At 68.8% G+C, this 14667-nt stretch carries 15 protein-coding genes; 2 read left to right on the forward strand and 13 right to left on the reverse strand.

Annotated elements, in window-relative coordinates; translation table 11 throughout:
- Positions 1–288 precede the first annotated feature (288 nt).
- Complete coding sequence (locus ACQ86G_RS28810) at positions 289–1137, reverse strand: OmpA family protein (protein WP_431258461.1); 849 nt, start codon at positions 1135–1137, stop codon at positions 289–291.
- Between the two features lie 32 nt (positions 1138–1169).
- Positions 1170–1568, reverse strand: coding sequence for a hypothetical protein (locus tag ACQ86G_RS28815; RefSeq protein ID WP_431258462.1), 399 nt, complete (start codon positions 1566–1568; stop codon positions 1170–1172).
- Between the two features lie 229 nt (positions 1569–1797).
- Between ACQ86G_RS28815 and ACQ86G_RS28820 the strand changes: the two genes are divergently transcribed.
- A complete protein-coding gene (locus tag ACQ86G_RS28820) occupies positions 1798–3399 on the forward strand; it encodes a carbohydrate-binding protein (RefSeq protein ID WP_431258463.1) in 1602 nt (533 codons plus the stop codon).
- A 51-nt stretch (positions 3400–3450) separates the two neighbouring features.
- Here the strand turns inward: ACQ86G_RS28820 and ACQ86G_RS28825 are convergent, their stop codons facing one another.
- The 4 genes from ACQ86G_RS28825 to hemN form a co-directional block, all read right to left on the reverse strand.
- On the reverse strand, positions 3451–4443 hold the full coding sequence (locus ACQ86G_RS28825; protein ID WP_431258464.1) for a hypothetical protein: 993 nt from the start codon (positions 4441–4443) through the stop codon (positions 3451–3453).
- 184 nt (positions 4444–4627) lie between these two features.
- Positions 4628–5881 carry an NADP-dependent isocitrate dehydrogenase gene (gene icd, locus ACQ86G_RS28830; protein ID WP_088405217.1) on the reverse strand — a complete coding sequence of 418 codons (1254 nt, stop codon included), beginning with the start codon at positions 5879–5881 and terminating at the stop codon, positions 4628–4630.
- 109 nt (positions 5882–5990) lie between these two features.
- Positions 5991–6713, reverse strand: coding sequence for a sulfite exporter TauE/SafE family protein (locus ACQ86G_RS28835; protein ID WP_431258465.1), 723 nt, complete (start codon positions 6711–6713; stop codon positions 5991–5993).
- Between the two features lie 19 nt (positions 6714–6732).
- A complete protein-coding gene (hemN, locus tag ACQ86G_RS28840; protein WP_431258466.1) occupies positions 6733–8220 on the reverse strand; it encodes an oxygen-independent coproporphyrinogen III oxidase in 1488 nt (495 codons plus the stop codon).
- Positions 8221–8588: 368 nt separating this feature from the next.
- Here hemN and ACQ86G_RS28845 point away from each other — a divergent pair, with 368 nt between their 5' ends.
- Entirely contained in the window at positions 8589–9260 is a 672-nt protein-coding gene (locus ACQ86G_RS28845; protein ID WP_431258467.1) for a cyclic nucleotide-binding domain-containing protein, read from the forward strand.
- 42 nt (positions 9261–9302) lie between these two features.
- Here ACQ86G_RS28845 and ACQ86G_RS28850 read toward each other — a convergent pair whose 3' ends face one another.
- The 7 genes from ACQ86G_RS28850 to ccoS all read right to left on the reverse strand — a co-directional run bounded on the left by ACQ86G_RS28850 (position 9303) and on the right by ccoS (position 14661).
- Positions 9303–9575, reverse strand: coding sequence for a hypothetical protein (locus ACQ86G_RS28850; protein WP_431258468.1), 273 nt, complete (start codon positions 9573–9575; stop codon positions 9303–9305).
- Positions 9576–9651: 76 nt separating this feature from the next.
- A complete protein-coding gene (gene ccoG, locus ACQ86G_RS28855; RefSeq protein WP_431258469.1) occupies positions 9652–11121 on the reverse strand; it encodes a cytochrome c oxidase accessory protein CcoG in 1470 nt (489 codons plus the stop codon).
- 59 nt (positions 11122–11180) lie between these two features.
- On the reverse strand, positions 11181–12083 hold the full coding sequence (gene ccoP / locus ACQ86G_RS28860; RefSeq protein ID WP_431258470.1) for a cytochrome-c oxidase, cbb3-type subunit III: 903 nt from the start codon (positions 12081–12083) through the stop codon (positions 11181–11183).
- On the reverse strand, positions 12076–12252 hold the full coding sequence (locus tag ACQ86G_RS28865; RefSeq protein WP_331613849.1) for a cbb3-type cytochrome oxidase subunit 3: 177 nt from the start codon (positions 12250–12252) through the stop codon (positions 12076–12078). Before ACQ86G_RS28865 ends, ccoP begins: the two co-directional genes overlap by 8 nt.
- A 27-nt stretch (positions 12253–12279) precedes the next feature.
- Positions 12280–12906, reverse strand: a complete 627-nt coding sequence (gene ccoO / locus ACQ86G_RS28870; protein ID WP_431258471.1) for a cytochrome-c oxidase, cbb3-type subunit II — start codon at positions 12904–12906, stop codon at positions 12280–12282.
- Positions 12907–12929: 23 nt separating this feature from the next.
- Positions 12930–14351: a cytochrome-c oxidase, cbb3-type subunit I gene (ccoN, locus tag ACQ86G_RS28875; RefSeq protein ID WP_431258472.1), complete on the reverse strand. Its 1422-nt coding sequence runs from the start codon at positions 14349–14351 to the stop codon at positions 12930–12932.
- 163 nt (positions 14352–14514) lie between these two features.
- Positions 14515–14661, reverse strand: coding sequence for a cbb3-type cytochrome oxidase assembly protein CcoS (gene ccoS / locus ACQ86G_RS28880; protein ID WP_431258473.1), 147 nt, complete (start codon positions 14659–14661; stop codon positions 14515–14517).
- Between the last annotated feature and the right edge of the window lie 6 nt (positions 14662–14667).

Consider the following 14667-nt stretch of genomic DNA (forward strand, 5'->3'; position numbering starts at 1 on the left):
GGACGCGCCCCTGGAGGCGCCCCTGGGCATGCCGCTGTTGGCGGAAGCCCACGCGGGACAGCAGGCGGCTGCGGCTTGAACCACATCCGCTGATCTGCCTCGCACGCAAGAAAGCCCGCGCAAGCGGGCTTTCTGCTTTCCGGGGACCGTCAGGCCCTCGCGCGACGACCGGTGCAACGACCGACGGGCTCCTGTGGTCAGAAGGAAACATCGACCGCGGATCGGTCAAGGAATCGCTCAAGGATCCGGGCGCCGCGACGCCCGGATCCTCGATCCGACCTACCGATTTCAACGTGCGCCGGGGAAGGCGCCACGTTCATCGGAGAACACGATCTCCACGCGACGGTTCTGCTGACGCCCGGCGGCGTTGTCGTTGGAGGCCACGGGACGAGCCTCCCCGTTGCCGCGGACGTCGATCCGACCGGCGTCGACACCGCGCTTCACCAGCGCGTCCCTGACCGACTCGGCGCGGGCGCGGGACAGGTCGAGGTTGAGCTGCGCGCCGCCGGTGCTGTCGGTGAAGCCTTCGATCAGGATGCGACGTTCCGGATGGTTGCGCAGCGCCGAGGACAAGGTATCCAGGCGACCGTAGGCGCCTTCCTTCAACGTCGCCTTGCCGGTGTCGAACAGGACGTCCTGCAGCATCACGACCAGGCCCTGCGGCGTGGGCTTGGCCTGGATCTCGGCGAGTTCGCGTTGCAGGCGATTGGCACGCTCGGATGCGGCGATGGCGGCGGCCTCGGCGGTGGCGGCCTGGCCTTGCGCGACCTGGGCCTGGCGGGTGCGGACCTCCGCGCGCAGGCGCTCACGCTCGAGCCCGGCCTGCTCGACCTTCGCGTCGGCGGCGCGCGCGGCGCCCAGGTTGATCGCCGTCTGGGCCCGTTGGGAAGCGACCGAGGCGGCGCTGTCCACTTCGGACGGATCCTTGCGTTCCCGCCAGGCGAAGTCGGCACGGTCCAGGGATTCCTTGGCCTTCGAGAGTTCAGCGGAGGCGTAGCGGCTGGTGTTCGGATCGCTGGTGGCCTGCGCGTAGTCGCGCTTGGCGGCATCCAGGCCGGCATTCGGAAGGGGGACCGACGAGCAGGCGGCCAGCGCCAGGGCCGTGAGTCCGCCAGCGATATTCCAGTATCGATTCATGGTGTCTCCTCAGAGTGGCAGTCGCTGACGGATCAACGGGCGGGCGCGGCGGGTGCCGGGCCGCGATTGAGCTCCTCACGCAGGGTCGAGAGGCTGCGGTCGAGCTCGACGGCGGCCTTCTCCGAGCGATCGCGCGCAGCCTTGGATCGCGCCAGCGCGGCGGCCGCCTCGGCCTCGTCCGCCTTGCGGCGTGCGAGCGCGTGATCGCCCTTCTTCTGCGCTTCCTGGGCTTCTGCCAGGCGGGCGCGGGCCACGACCAGATCGGGTGAATCGCCGGCGCCGATGCTGGTCTGCGCGGCCTCGAGGGCTCCCCGGCTTTCGCCGAGCTGGGAGGCGGTCTCGACCTTGTTCGTCGAGCAGCCGGTCAGCGCAGCGGCGGCGAGAACGCCCCCGGCGATGAGGCCACTCCTGCTGAAGAGTTGGTGTCGCATGAACACTCCTTGATGGGATGGATGCCCTGGGTTGGCAAGCGCGATACCCGCCTCGCCCGCGGGGTGACCCGCGCCGCGGGTCGGAGGAGCGCCGCGCGGCTTCGGGCGCTCGCCGATGTCTTCGCGCTCCCCCGTGCCCGGGGGCTCGCGGCTCCTACGGTCCGACCCGACCCGACCCGACCCGCGTCGAAGCGTCGACATCGGGCATCCACCCGTCGCGGAGACCGACATGGCGAATGTTTCTTTCAGGATGCTGGGGCTGTGGACAGCCTTCGCGTCCCTGGCGTTGACCCTGGGACTCGCCCCGATGCCGTCCTGGGCGGGCGGCGGCGGCCCCGGTCGCCCTGGGGCGCTGACCCTCGGGGCGGAGAACGTCAACGACTCGCCGCTCAAGGCGTCGAACTACCGGCAGCTGCTGCGCTTCGTGCCCCGCGCGGACCTGCAGATCGACCGGGTCTATTTCGGTTTCAAGCTGAAAGGCGCGAAGTGCTGGGACACCGGCGACGGCTACGGCGCCGGCGACGGCGGCACGATGCGGGTCCGCCTGGTCGACATCGATGCGGCCTCCGGCCTGCCGGCGGGTCAGATCGCCTCGGAGACGGTCAACGGCTGCACCCGGCACAACCAGGCGAAGGCGGAGGTCCGGAACGAAACCCCGGTCCTGGCCTGGGCCACGCTGCGCGCCTCGCTGAAGGCGGGAAAGATGTACGGCCTGGTCATCAGCAATGAACACCCGGATCCGGCGCACAACTTCTTCTCCTTCAACGCGCCCATCGGCGACGCCACGCTGGCGGGCCCCCACGGTCGCAACGAGCTGAACAAGGACGCGACCGACGCCTTGTTGTCGCTGGATCCGCGGGAGCACGTGGCGTGGTCGGAGGACAGCGGCAAGACCTGGCGCTACGGCAAGGCGAACGGCCAGTACGCCTCCTACATGAACGACCGGGACCAGGCGCATCCGGCCACGCGCCTGCCGCAATACGGTTTCCGCCTGACCAGCGGCACCAACGTGCCCGCGCAGCCGTACTACGCCTACACCGTCGACTGCGCGAACTGCACGGTGGCCTACGGCAATCTGCGTGTCGCGCGAACCCTCACCGAGGCCGGCGGCTTCACGGCCGGCGGTGCCGGCATCGGCACCCTGACCGTGAAGAACCTCAGCACGGGGCAGGAATCCAGCTGCACGCCCTACCAGGGCTATGGCTTCAACCAGTGCAGCCTGGCCCGTGCCGTGCCTGTGCAGCCGGGTCAGGTCTACAGCATCACCGCGACCGGCTCGGTCGAATTGATGAAGATGGATTACTCGATGCGCCTGCTGTTCCCGCAGGTCGGGCACGACAGTCCGGACTTCCCGGCCTATCAGCCCTCGCCTCGGCCCGGGACCAATCGCGAGGACGTGCCGAGCCTGTGGGCCGGCCCGCTGTCGCCGCTGGTCGCCACCGAGCCCCCGTCCAACTGGTCGCGACAGATCGAGGCGGAAAGCTTCACCGCCCAGCGGGGCGTGCAGACGGAGGCGTGCACGGAAGGCGGCCTGAACATCGGCTGGATCGACGCGGGCGACTGGATGGTCTACGGACAGGTGACCTTCCCGAGCAGCGGCACCTACCGCGTCGACTACCGCGTCGCCAGCCCCAACGGCGCGACGTTGTCGCTGGACCTCAACGGCGGCACCGTCCGCCTGGGAACGGCGGACATTCCGGCGACCGGCGGTTGGCAGACCTGGCGCACCGTGTCGCAGACGGTGAGCATCAACGCCGGCAGCTACGACGTCGGCGTCTACGCGCCCACGGGCGACTGGAACCTGAACTGGATCCGCTTCACGAAGCTGTGAATCGACGCCAGGCGCGCCCCTGAGGGCCGGGGCCTGGCTCGCGCTCAGCGCTCAGAGCTCGTCGTGCGACGCCCGGCCAGCCTTGCTCGCCAACTGCTGCGAGATCGCCTGCGCGACGTCATGCATCTCGTGCGGACCGGCCGCCTCGAACTTCGCCTGGAAGGTCTTGGACTCCTCGGCGGACAGCCCCGCGGGCGGCACGATGTATCGATCGTTGTCCGTCGGCGAGGCCTTGGACAGATGCCACACGTCGCCGCCGTTGCGGGCCTTGGCCAACTGATCGACCTGCGGCTTGAAGCTCTCATCGACGGTCAGCGCGATCCAGCCCTTGGACGAGGTCACGCGGTCGAGCTCTGCGACGTGATAGGGGAAGACCGGAGCGCCTTCCATCGTCGTGAGATTGGAAAAGCCCTTGGCCAGCGGGACAAAGCCCTCCGCCGAGGCCTTGCCGGGCGACGGCCACTCGCCGATGCGCACGAGGTTGGGAATGGGCCCGCCGTTGACGTCGCGGCCCGGTCCGGATTCGCCCGGCGCGGTCTGCAGCTTCATCGGTCCCGACGAGATCGTCGACTGCGCATTGACATTGATCGCATGCAGGTTGCCGCTCTTCATGCCGTCGGGCGCCGTCTTCTGGCCTTCGCCTCCAATGTCGACCATCGCGAAATCGTGCGGCTTCAGGCCGAGGGCCTCGCGAGAGGCGAGGACGCTGCCCATCGGAGCGCCCTGCAGGCGCTGCGCGAAATCGCGCTGGAACGCAGCGGCGGCGCGACCGCCGGCCGCGGTGTTGAAGGTCTCCGACGAGGAGGCGGCGGCGGCTTGCGCAGGCCGGTTCGCCGCTGCGGCGCCAGTCTGTCCGAGCGGCGGCAGGCTCACACGGCCAGGCTGACTGCCTCCGGACATGGAGACGCGACTGTTGGACGGAAACGCGCCGTTGGCGCCGTTCGGCGACACCTGGTTGGACGGGCGCTGCTGGCCTGCGGAGACTTCTGGGGGCAGCAGGGCTGCGGCGCCGAGCGCCGTGGTGAGCATCTTGTCGACGCGCATGGGGGTACTTCCTGGAAAGCTTGCAAGCCGCCCATTCTGTGAACCCGTCGTCGGACGACGGCGGACGACACGAAAGCACCGCGTGGCGCGCGAAGCATGAAAAAACCCCAGGGCGCTCTCGCGCACTGGGGTTCTTGATCGAGGCCCGGTTCAAGCCCGGGCCGCGACGATCACGCGTTCGTGATCACATGTTCTCGATCATCACCTGACCGAAGCCCGAGCACGACACCTGGGTCGCGCCGTCCAGCAGGCGGGCGAAGTCGTACGTGACCTTCTTCGACAGGATCGACTTCTCGATCGACGAGATGATCAGGTCGGCCGCTTCGGTCCAGCCCATGTGACGCAGCATCATTTCAGCCGACAGGATCTCGGAACCGGGGTTCACGTAGTCCTTGCCCGCGTACTTCGGCGCCGTGCCGTGGGTGGCTTCGAACATCGCGACGGAGTCGCTCAGGTTCGCGCCCGGGGCGATGCCGATGCCGCCGACCTGTGCAGCCAGTGCGTCGGAGATGTAGTCGCCGTTCAGGTTCAGCGTCGCCACGACCGAGTACTCGGCCGGACGCAGCAGGATCTGCTGCAGGAACGCGTCAGCGATGCTGTCCTTGACCACGATGTCCTTGCCGGTCTTCGGGTTCTTGAACTTGCACCACGGGCCGCCGTCGATCAGCTCGGCGCCGAATTCCTTCTGGGCCAGGGCGTAGGCCCAGTCACGGAAGCCACCTTCGGTGAACTTCATGATGTTGCCCTTGTGGACGATCGTGACGCTCGGCTTGTCGTTGTCGATCGCGTACTGGATCGCCTTGCGGACCAGACGCTCCGTGCCTTCGCGCGAGACCGGCTTGACGCCGATGCCCGAGGTTTCCGGGAAACGGATTTTCTTGACGCCGAATTCCTCTTGCAGGATCTTGATCAGCTTCTTGGCCTTCTCGCTCTCGGCTTCGAATTCGATGCCGGCGTAGATGTCTTCCGAGTTCTCACGGAAGATGACCATGTCCGTCTTGTGCGGTTCCTTGACCGGCGACGGCACGCCTTCGAACCAGCGCACCGGGCGCAGGCAGACGTACAGGTCCAGTTCCTGGCGCAGCGCGACGTTCAGCGAGCGGATGCCGCCGCCGACCGGCGTCGTCAGCGGGCCCTTGATCGAGACGACGTAGTCCTTCAGGACCGTCAGCGTCTCTTCGGGCAGCCACACGTCGGGACCGTAGACCTTCGTCGACTTCTCGCCGGCGTAGATCTCCATCCAGTGGATCTTCTTGGCGCCGCCGTAAGCCTTCGCCACGGCCGCGTCCACCACCTTGATCATCACCGGGGTGATGTCGAAGCCGGTGCCGTCACCCTCGATGTAAGGAATGATCGGGTTGTTCGGAACGTTGAGCGAGAAGTCGGTGTTGACCGTGATCTTCTGGCCGCCCTCGGGCACCTTGATGTGCTGGTACATGGAGTCGTCTCCGCGAGTCGCGTGGGTGGTTTGGGGTAAACCGGAAGCGCTGATTCTATGACAGCGAAACTTTCAATCGGCTGATGCCGGGGCCATGTCCCTTGGAGCTTCAGCCGCAGTACGCGCGGATCTGCGCCCACAGGCCGTGACCGAGCGCCCAGAGCGACCCCGCCGCCAGCATCGCCCCGGACAGACGGGTTGCGATTCGCACACCCGAGCCGCCCGCCAGCCCGCTCCCGCCGCCTGCCCGGCCCAGGCGCGCAAGCAGCCAGGGTCCCGCGAGCAATCCCGGCGACGAACCGAGCGCGAAGGCCGCCATCACGCCGGCGCCCTGCCAGGATCCCTCCGCGAGCGCCGCGACCGTCAGCGCCGACTGCAGCAGGCCGCAGGGCCAGGCGAGCCACGCCAACCCGGCCAGGCCGGCACCGGCCGTTCGCACGGGAGACAGCGCGAGGCCACCGCCACCGAGCGAGGCGACCGGAATCCCGACCGCCGCCGGCGCTCGGGTCGTCCACAGACGCAGGACCCAGCGCGGCGGCGCCGCGCGCCAGAGGAGGAAGGCCCCCAGCGCCAGCGCCGCGAGATGCACCGTCAGCCACAGCGGCCGGAGCGCGCCTGACGTCGCTTCCCAGCGCAGCAGACCGCCGACGCTGGCCGCGACGACCGCCCCGCCCGCCGCGTAGCCCAGCAGCCGTCCGGCGTGGAAGGCCGCGATGCCGCGACGTCGACCGGCCGTCACCGCCGCGCAGGGCGCGACGCACATCGCCGCGCAGTGCAGGCTCCCGGCCGCGCCCATCACGAACGCGGTGCCGGCGAGCGCGAGCGACAGCATCCCTGCCCTTCCGTCGCGTTCAGAGGATGCGCGAGAAGCGCACCGGCGCCTCGTCCGGCGCGCCCCCGGCCCCGTCGGGGGACGTCGTCATCGATGAATTCGCCGATGTCGCGAGCGAGGCGTTCGCGGCGCCTCCCGGGTTCAGGTAGCGGTCGAACACCATGGCCACCGCACGCACGAAGAACCAGCCCATCGACGTCACCTGCACCGCGCGCGGCTCGATCGTGACGAGCCCGTCCGCCGCCATCGCACGCAGGCGCTCCAACTCCTTGGCGAAGTAGTCGGCGGCGACGATGCCGTGCGAGCGCTCGATCGGCTCGAAGTCGAACCGCCCCTGGCACATCAGCGCCATGATCGCGTCGCGCCGCACGAGATCGTCCTGGTCCAGCACCAGGCCGCGCTCGACCGGCAGCCGGCCTTCGCGCAAGGCGGCGTAGTACTCGGGCAGCGTCTTCACGTTCTGCGCGAACGACGCGCCGACCTTCGAGATCGCCGAGACGCCCAGCGCCACCAGGTCGCAGTCGGGCTGCGTGCTGTAGCCCTGGAAGTTGCGGTGCAGCCGCCCTTCCCGCTTCGCGACGGCCAGCGGATCGTCGGCGAGCGCGAAGTGGTCCATGCCGATGTAGCGGTAGCCGCGCGCGATGAAGCCGGCGATCGCGCCGGACAGCATGCGCAGCTTGTCGCCGGTCGGCGGCAGGGCGGCGGGCTCGATGCGGCGTTGCGGCTTGAAGCGGTGCGGCAGGTGCGCGTATCCGTAGAGCGCGATGCGGTCCGGCCGCAAGGCGGCCACCTGCTCGACCGTCCGCGCGAACGAGGTCGGCGTCTGCAGCGGCAGGCCGTAGATCAGGTCGACGTTGATCGAGCGGAAACCCAGGTCGCGCGAGGCGCCGATCAGCGCGGCCACGCTCTCCAGGCTCTGCTCGCGATGCACGGCGCGCTGCACGTCGGGATCGAAGTCCTGCACGCCGAAGCTCAGGCGGTTGAAGCCCAGCGTGCGCAGGTGACGCAGGCGCGCGATGTCGATGGTGCGCGGATCGACCTCGATCGAGATCTCGGCGTCCGCTGTCAGGCGGAAGTGGCGGTGCAGCAGCGCCATCAGCATCGACAGCTCGCGATCGGCGAGGAAGGTCGGCGTGCCGCCGCCGAAGTGCAGCTGCGACACCAGCGCCCGGTCGCCGAGCCGGCGGTGCACCAGGCTCATCTCGACCTCGAGGGCGTCGACATAGGCCGCCGCGCGCTCGTGATGCCGCGTGACGACCTTGTTGCAGGCGCAGTAGTAGCAGACCGAGGCGCAGAACGGGATGTGCACGTAGAGCGACATCGGCTGCCGCGCCGCGGGACCGAACGCGCGCAGCGCGAGCATCTCGCCCTGGCGCGCGGCATCGACGCCCGCATGGAAACGGTCCGCGGTCGGGTACGAGGTGTAGCGCGGTCCGGCGATGTCGAAACGGCGCAGCAGATCGGCATCGGGGATGCGGCAGTCCCACGGGGTCGGGTCGGAGCTCATGGACGGGATGCTCACCCTTTGTTGGCAAAGCGTCATTGATTGATGTCATTGCCGGCGGCTATGCCCCGACAAAAAATCCGCCGCTTCCTCGCATGCCCGATGAATCCATGCCGAGAGCCACCCTCCCCACCCCACTCACGCCGCCCCCGCCGCCCGCTTCGGCCCCATCGACCGGGTCGGTCCCTCCGCTCGCGCCGCACGCCTCGGCCGTGCCGCTCGTCCCGCTCGCTCCTCTCGTTCATCCCCTTCGGCTGGCACGGCCCGCCAAGCCCGCTCAGTCCGCTCAGTCCGCTCAGTCCGCACAGCCTGTCCAGCCTGTCCAGCCTGTCCAGCCCGAGACGGCCCGCATCACCTGCGCGACCTGCGCGGTGCGGCAGGTCTGTCTGCCGACGGGATTGCCGGCAGCCGACGTCCACCAGCTGGAACGCCTGATCTCGGACCGCCGGCAGGTCGCGCGCAACACGGTGCTGTTCAAGCCCGGCGATCCGTTCGAGGCGGTCTACCTGGTGCGCACCGGCTTCTTCAAGACCTCGGCCTCGGCGGAGGACGGCCGCGACCAGATCACCGGTTTCCACATGGCCGGCGAGATGCTCGGCCTGGACGGCCTCTTCAGCGGCGCCTACGCCAGCCAGGCGGTGGCGCTGGAGGACTCGCACATCTGCGTCGTGCCCTACGGCCGGATCGAGGACATGACCCGCGAGGTCGACCGGCTGCGCCGCCAGTTCCAGCGCCTGATGAGCCGCGAGATCGTCCGCGGCCAGGGCGTGATGACGCTGCTCGGTTCGGTCCGCGCCGAGCAGCGCGTGGCGACCTTCCTGATCCACCTGATGCGCCGGCTGCGGGCGCGCGGCTTCTCGTCGTCCAGCGTCGTCCTGCGGATGACCCGCGACGAGATCGGCAGCCACCTCGGCCTGACGCTGGAGACCGTGAGCCGCACCTTCTCGCGGATGCAGGACGACGGCCTGCTCGAGGTCCGGGCGCGCGAAGTGCGCGTGCTCAAGCCGCGACAGCTGCTGCAGCTGGTCCGGCGCAGCGCCTGACGCTGTCTCGACAACGGCGTCGCCGCCCCCAGGACCGGTGCGTCACCGCGCCTGTCCACCGGTCGCCGCGTGGTTGCGGGCCTTCATCGCGGGCGCCTTCGCGGCGTCGGTGATCTCATCGGCGGCGACACCGCTGCGATCGACTGCACTCGTGGACTGCACCACCGGATCAGGGTGCGTGATGGCCAGCGTCAGCGTCGCCATCGACGCCACCACCACGACGGTCGGGCCGCCGATCACCAGCCACATCATCGGATGTCGCCACCAGGGCCCGCTGGTGGGCAGGTCCGCCTCGTTGAATCGTGTCGTCGTCATGTCCGCTCCTGCTGAAGAGGAATGGGAAGAGAAAGCGTGGAAGGACAGGAAGGAGAGGAAGGTCTGCGCACCGCGCTCATCGCGGCACCACGAACGTCGACTTCTCGAGCAGTTCGCCTTCGTGCGCGCTGCCGTGTCCCTCGGCCTCGGGCGCGGCCGGATCGGCCGGATCGGCGGGATCCGCCGGCGGCCCGACTCGCCGGAGGGCGAAACGCATCGGATGCGCGCCGGGCCCGAGCTCGCGGGCGACCTCCGGCGGCAATCGAAGCGCGACCGTGACCCAGCGCGCCTCCGCAGGTCCGAGCGTCAACCCGCCGGACGGCGACGCCACGCGCAGGCCGGCGATGTCCCGCACGTCCAGCACGAAGCGTTGCGTCGATTCCGCGGCGTTCATCACCTGCAGCCGGTAGAGGTTCTCGACCACGCCGTCCTCGACCTCGCGTGCCAGCGTCGCGCGGTCCCGCACGACGTCGAGCTTGAACGGCAGACGGACCGCGAGACTCCAGACCAGACCGCCCGACACCAGCCACAGGATCGCGCCGTAGACCAGCACGCGTGGCCGCATCACGCGACGCCACTGCTGCGCCGCCGTCCAGCGGTGGCGCATGCCGTTCTGCGTCGCGTAGCGGATGAGGCCGCGTTCGTAGCCGAACTTGTCCATCACGTCGTTGCAGACGTCGATGCAGGCCGCGCAGCCGATGCACTCGTGCTGCAGGCCCTGGCGGATGTCGATGCCGGTCGGACAGACGTGAACGCACTGGTGGCAGTCGACGCAGGCGCCCAGACCGATCGTCGACAGGTCCGCCTTCTTCGAGCGCGGACCACGAGGATCGCCACGCGTGGTGTCGTAGCTGATGATCAGCGTGTCGCGATCGAGCATCGCGCTCTGGAAGCGTGCGTAGGGGCACATGTACTTGCAGACCTGCTCGCGCAGGTAGCCGGCGTTGCCGTAGGTCGCCAGGCCGTAGAACAGGATCCAGAAGAGTTCCCACCCGCCGAGCACGAAGGCGGCCGCGTTTGCACCCAAAGCACGGACGGGCTCGAAGTAGCCGACGAAGGTGAAGCCCGTCCACAGCGACACCGCCAGCCACGCCGCATGCTTGCCGCCCTTGCGCAGCAGCTTCTCCGCGCTCCAGCCGGACCGGTCGAGCCGGATGCGCGCGGCGCGGTCGCCTTCGGTGTGCCGCTCGATCCAGAGGAAGATCTCCGTGTAGACCGTCTGCGGGCAGGCGTAGCCGCACCACAGTCTGCCCGCCACCGCCGTGAAGAAGAACAGCCCGAAGGCCGACACCACCAGCAGCGCCGTCAGGTAGATGAAGTCCTGCGGATACAGGATCAGGTCGAAGATCAGGAAGCGGCGAGCCTCCAGATCGAACAGCACCGCCTGGCGCCCGTTCCACTGCAACCACGGCAGGCCGTAGAACAGCAGCTGCGTGGCCCACACCAGCGCCCAGCGCCACACGGCGAACCAGCCGTGCACCGCGCGGGGATAGATCTTGGCCTCGGACGCGTAGAGCGAGACCGCCCGGACTTCAGGGTTGCTCATGGCTCAAGACACTCACGGCTCACGGTGCTCATGGCTCAGCGCTCAGGGCTGCGCGAGGCTCAGGGCTGCGCGTGGGAGAGTCCCCACACGTAGCCCGCCAGTACGCGGATCTGCTCCGGGCTCAGGCGCGAACCGTGCTCGGGCATGTGGCTGTGCTTGCCGTTGTTGACCATCGCGACGATGGCGGACTCACCCCAGCCGTGCAGCCAGACCTTGTCGGTGAGGTTGGGGGCCCCCAGCGCCTGGTTGCCCTTGCCGTCCATGCCGTGGCAGGCCGCGCAGGCGCTGAACTTCGACTTGCCGAGCGCCGCCGCCACCGAGTTGTGCGGGCTGCCCGACAGGCTCAGCACGTAGTGCGCGAGGTTGCGCACGTCCTCGCCGCTGCCCACCGCCGCGGCCATCGGCGGCATCGTGCCCTCGCGTCCCTGGGTAATGGTCTGCACGATCGTGTCGCCGCTGCCGCCGTAGAGCCAGTCGTTGTCGGTCAGGTTGGGGAAGCCCTTCGAGCCCTTGGCGTCCGAGCCGTGGCAGGTCGCGCAGTTGTTGGCGAAGAGCCGTTCACCGATCGCCTTGGCCTGCGGATCGGCCGCCAGCGACTCGACCGGCTTGCCGTCGAACCGGGCGTAGACCGTGTGCATCTCGGCGCGCGCCTGGGTCTGCTCGTGCTCGTACTGGCCGGTGCTGGACCAGCCCAGCGAGCCCGCATACGCGCCCAGTCCGGGATAGAGCGCCAGATAGAGCCCGGAGAACACCACGGTCAGCACGAACAGCACCATCCACCAGCGCGGCAGCGGGTTGTTGAGCTCGCGGATGTCCTCGTCCCAGACGTGGCCGGTGGAGTTGTCCTCGGCCATCACCTTGCGGCGGCTGGCGATGATCAGCAGCGCCAGGCACAGCGCCAGGCCGAGCACCGTGGCTGCGGCCACGAACAGCGACCAGCCGTTCGAAACGAAATCACTCATGACGACCTCCTCGGGGCGCGCCGTCTTCATCGGTGAGGACCAGCGATCCCAGGTCTTCGAAACGTTCGCGGTTGTGCCGGGCATAGGCCCAGACGACGATGCCGACGAACACCAGCAGCGACACCACGGTCACCGCGGAGCGCAACGCATTCAGATCCATGTCGGGCATGGGGCCTCCTCTCAGGGGTTCGGCGCTTCAGCGCTTCAGCGCGGTGCCCAGCACCTGCAGGTAGGCGACCACCGCATCCAGTTCGGTGCGGCCCTGGACCTCGTCGCCCGCCTGGGCGATCTGCTCATCGGTGTAGGGCACGCCGACGGTCCGCAGCGCGCGCATGCGCGGCGCCATCTCCTTCGGATCGACGGCCGCGCCCGCCAGCCACGCGTAGGCGGGCATGTTGGACTCGGGCACCAGGTCGCGCGGGTTGTTCAGGTGCAGGCGGTGCCACTCGTCGCTGTACTTGCCGCCGACGCGCGCCAAGTCCGGCCCGGTGCGCTTGCTGCCCCACTGGAAGGGGTGGTCGTAGACGAACTCGCCGGCCACCGAGTAGTGGCCGTAACGCAGCGTCTCCGCGCGCAGCGGCCGGATCATCTGCGAGTGGCAGTTGTAGCAACCCTCGCGGATGTAGACGTCGCGGCCGGCGAGCTGCAGCGGCGTGTAGGGCTTGAGGTGTTCGACCGGCTGCGTGGTCGAGCGCTGGAAGAACAGCGGGACGATCTCGACGATCCCGCCGACGATCACCGTCAGCACCACCAGCACGATCATCAGGAAGTTGCTGGTCTCGATGCGTTCGTGGCCGCTGGCGGTGGCATGGGGGTTGGCCATGGCGTGTGCTCCTTGGCGGACGTTCAGGCGGCGGCCGCGAGCGCGGCGCCGGGGATGGGATGGCGGGCGGGCCGGCCGACGCGGACCGTCATGACGACGTTCCAGGCCATCAGGCACATGCCGCCCAGGTACAGCAGACCGCCGAGCAGGCGCACCACGTAGAACGGGTAGGTCGCCTTGACGCCTTCGGCGAAGGTCCAGGTCAGCGTGCCGTCCGGGTTCACCGCGCGCCACATCAGGCCCTGCATCACGCCGGCGATCCACATCGCGGCGATGTAGAGCACGATGCCCAGCGTGGCGATCCAGAAGTGCAGCTCGATGGCGCGCTTCGAGTACATCTCGACGCGGCCGTACATGCGCGGGATCAGGTGGTACAGCGCGCCCATCGAGATGAAGCCCACCCAGCCCAGCGCGCCGCTGTGCACATGGCCGACGGTCCAGTCGGTGTAGTGCGAGAGCGCGTTGACGGTCTTGATCGACATCATCGGCCCCTCGAAGGTCGACATGCCGTAGAAGGACAGCGCGACGATCAGGAACTTCAGGATCGGGTCGTCGCGCAGCTTGTGCCAGGCGCCGCTCAGCGTCATGACGCCGTTGATCATCCCGCCCCAGCTCGGCGCCAGCAGCACCAGCGAGAACAGCATGCCCACGCTCTGCGCCCAGTCGGGCAGCGCCGTGTAGTGCAGGTGGTGCGGGCCCGCCCACATGTAGGTGAAGATCAGCGCCCAGAAGTGGACGATGGAGAGCCGGTAGCTGTAGACCGGGCGGTTGGCCTGCTTGGGGATGTAGTAGTACATCAGCCCGAGGAAACCGGCGGTCAGGAAGAAGCCCACCGCGTTGTGGCCGTACCACCACTGCACCATCGCGTCCTGCACGCCGGCGTAGGCGGAGTAGCTCTTGGTCAGCGAGGCCGGGACCTCGGCGCTGTTGACGATGTGCAGCAGCGCCACCGCGATGATGAAGGCGCCGAAGAACCAGTTGGCCACGTAGATGTGGCGCACGCGCCGCACGCCGATCGTGCCGAAGAAGACGATCGCGTAGGACACCCAGACGACGGCGATCAGGATGTCGATCGGCCATTCGAGCTCGGCGTACTCCTTGCCGGTCGTCAGGCCCAGCGGCAGCGTGATCGCGGCCAGCACGATCACCAGCTGCCAGCCCCAGAAGGTGAACCAGGCAAGACCCGGCGCGAAGAGCCGCACATGGCTCGTGCGCTGCACGACATGGAAGGCCGTGGCCATCAGCACGCAGCCGCCGAAGGCGAAGATCACCGCGTTGGTGTGCAGCGGCCGCAGGCGGCCGTAGCTCAGCCAGGGGATGCCGAAGTTCAACTCCGGCCAGGCGAGTTGCGCGGCGATGACCACGCCGACCAGCATCCCGACCACGCCCCACAGCACCGCGGCCAGCGAGAACGCGCGGACCACGCCGTCCTCATAACTGGGCACATCACGGGGCGCTTCACGGGACGCTTCACGGGACGCCTCCCTGGACGCGACGGCGCGTCCTCCCTCCGACTCTGACTGGCTTGCCATGCTGGCTCCTCGAGGCGCTTGTTGCGCCGATGCCAGCGATTGTTCGGCGCGCTCCCGAAGTACGTGTTGACGCGCGTCAAGCTTGCGCGTCGTCCTCGAGGATTCGTTGACCTTCCCGGTCCAGCGATTCGAGTTGGCCGTCCTGGACGGCCCAACCGAACACGGCCAGCACCACCAGGACGAGCACGACCGACAACGGGATCAGCAGATAGAGGATGTCCATGAGGCG

The sequence above is a fragment of the Roseateles chitinivorans genome (genome assembly GCF_050632145.1).
Lineage (GTDB): Bacteria > Pseudomonadota > Gammaproteobacteria > Burkholderiales > Burkholderiaceae_C > Roseateles > Roseateles chitinivorans_B.

Bases quoted from the DNA above. Each gene is read 5' to 3' on its own strand.
- ACQ86G_RS28810 (WP_431258461.1), bottom strand. From the start codon at position 1,137: ATGAATCGATACTGGAATATCGCTGGCGGACTCACGGCCCTGGCGCTG.
- ACQ86G_RS28815 (WP_431258462.1), bottom strand. From the start codon at position 1,568: ATGCGACACCAACTCTTCAGCAGGAGTGGCCTCATCGCCGGGGGCGTT.
- ACQ86G_RS28820 (WP_431258463.1), top strand. From the start codon at position 1,798: ATGGCGAATGTTTCTTTCAGGATGCTGGGGCTGTGGACAGCCTTCGCG.
- ACQ86G_RS28825 (WP_431258464.1), bottom strand. From the start codon at position 4,443: ATGCGCGTCGACAAGATGCTCACCACGGCGCTCGGCGCCGCAGCCCTG.
- icd (WP_088405217.1), bottom strand. From the start codon at position 5,881: ATGTACCAGCACATCAAGGTGCCCGAGGGCGGCCAGAAGATCACGGTC.
- ACQ86G_RS28835 (WP_431258465.1), bottom strand. From the start codon at position 6,713: ATGCTGTCGCTCGCGCTCGCCGGCACCGCGTTCGTGATGGGCGCGGCC.
- hemN (WP_431258466.1), bottom strand. From the start codon at position 8,220: ATGAGCTCCGACCCGACCCCGTGGGACTGCCGCATCCCCGATGCCGAT.
- ACQ86G_RS28850 (WP_431258468.1), bottom strand. From the start codon at position 9,575: ATGACGACGACACGATTCAACGAGGCGGACCTGCCCACCAGCGGGCCC.
- ccoG (WP_431258469.1), bottom strand. From the start codon at position 11,121: ATGAGCAACCCTGAAGTCCGGGCGGTCTCGCTCTACGCGTCCGAGGCC.
- ccoP (WP_431258470.1), bottom strand. From the start codon at position 12,083: ATGAGTGATTTCGTTTCGAACGGCTGGTCGCTGTTCGTGGCCGCAGCC.
- ACQ86G_RS28865 (WP_331613849.1), bottom strand. From the start codon at position 12,252: ATGCCCGACATGGATCTGAATGCGTTGCGCTCCGCGGTGACCGTGGTG.
- ccoO (WP_431258471.1), bottom strand. From the start codon at position 12,906: ATGGCCAACCCCCATGCCACCGCCAGCGGCCACGAACGCATCGAGACC.
- ccoS (WP_431258473.1), bottom strand. From the start codon at position 14,661: ATGGACATCCTCTATCTGCTGATCCCGTTGTCGGTCGTGCTCGTCCTG.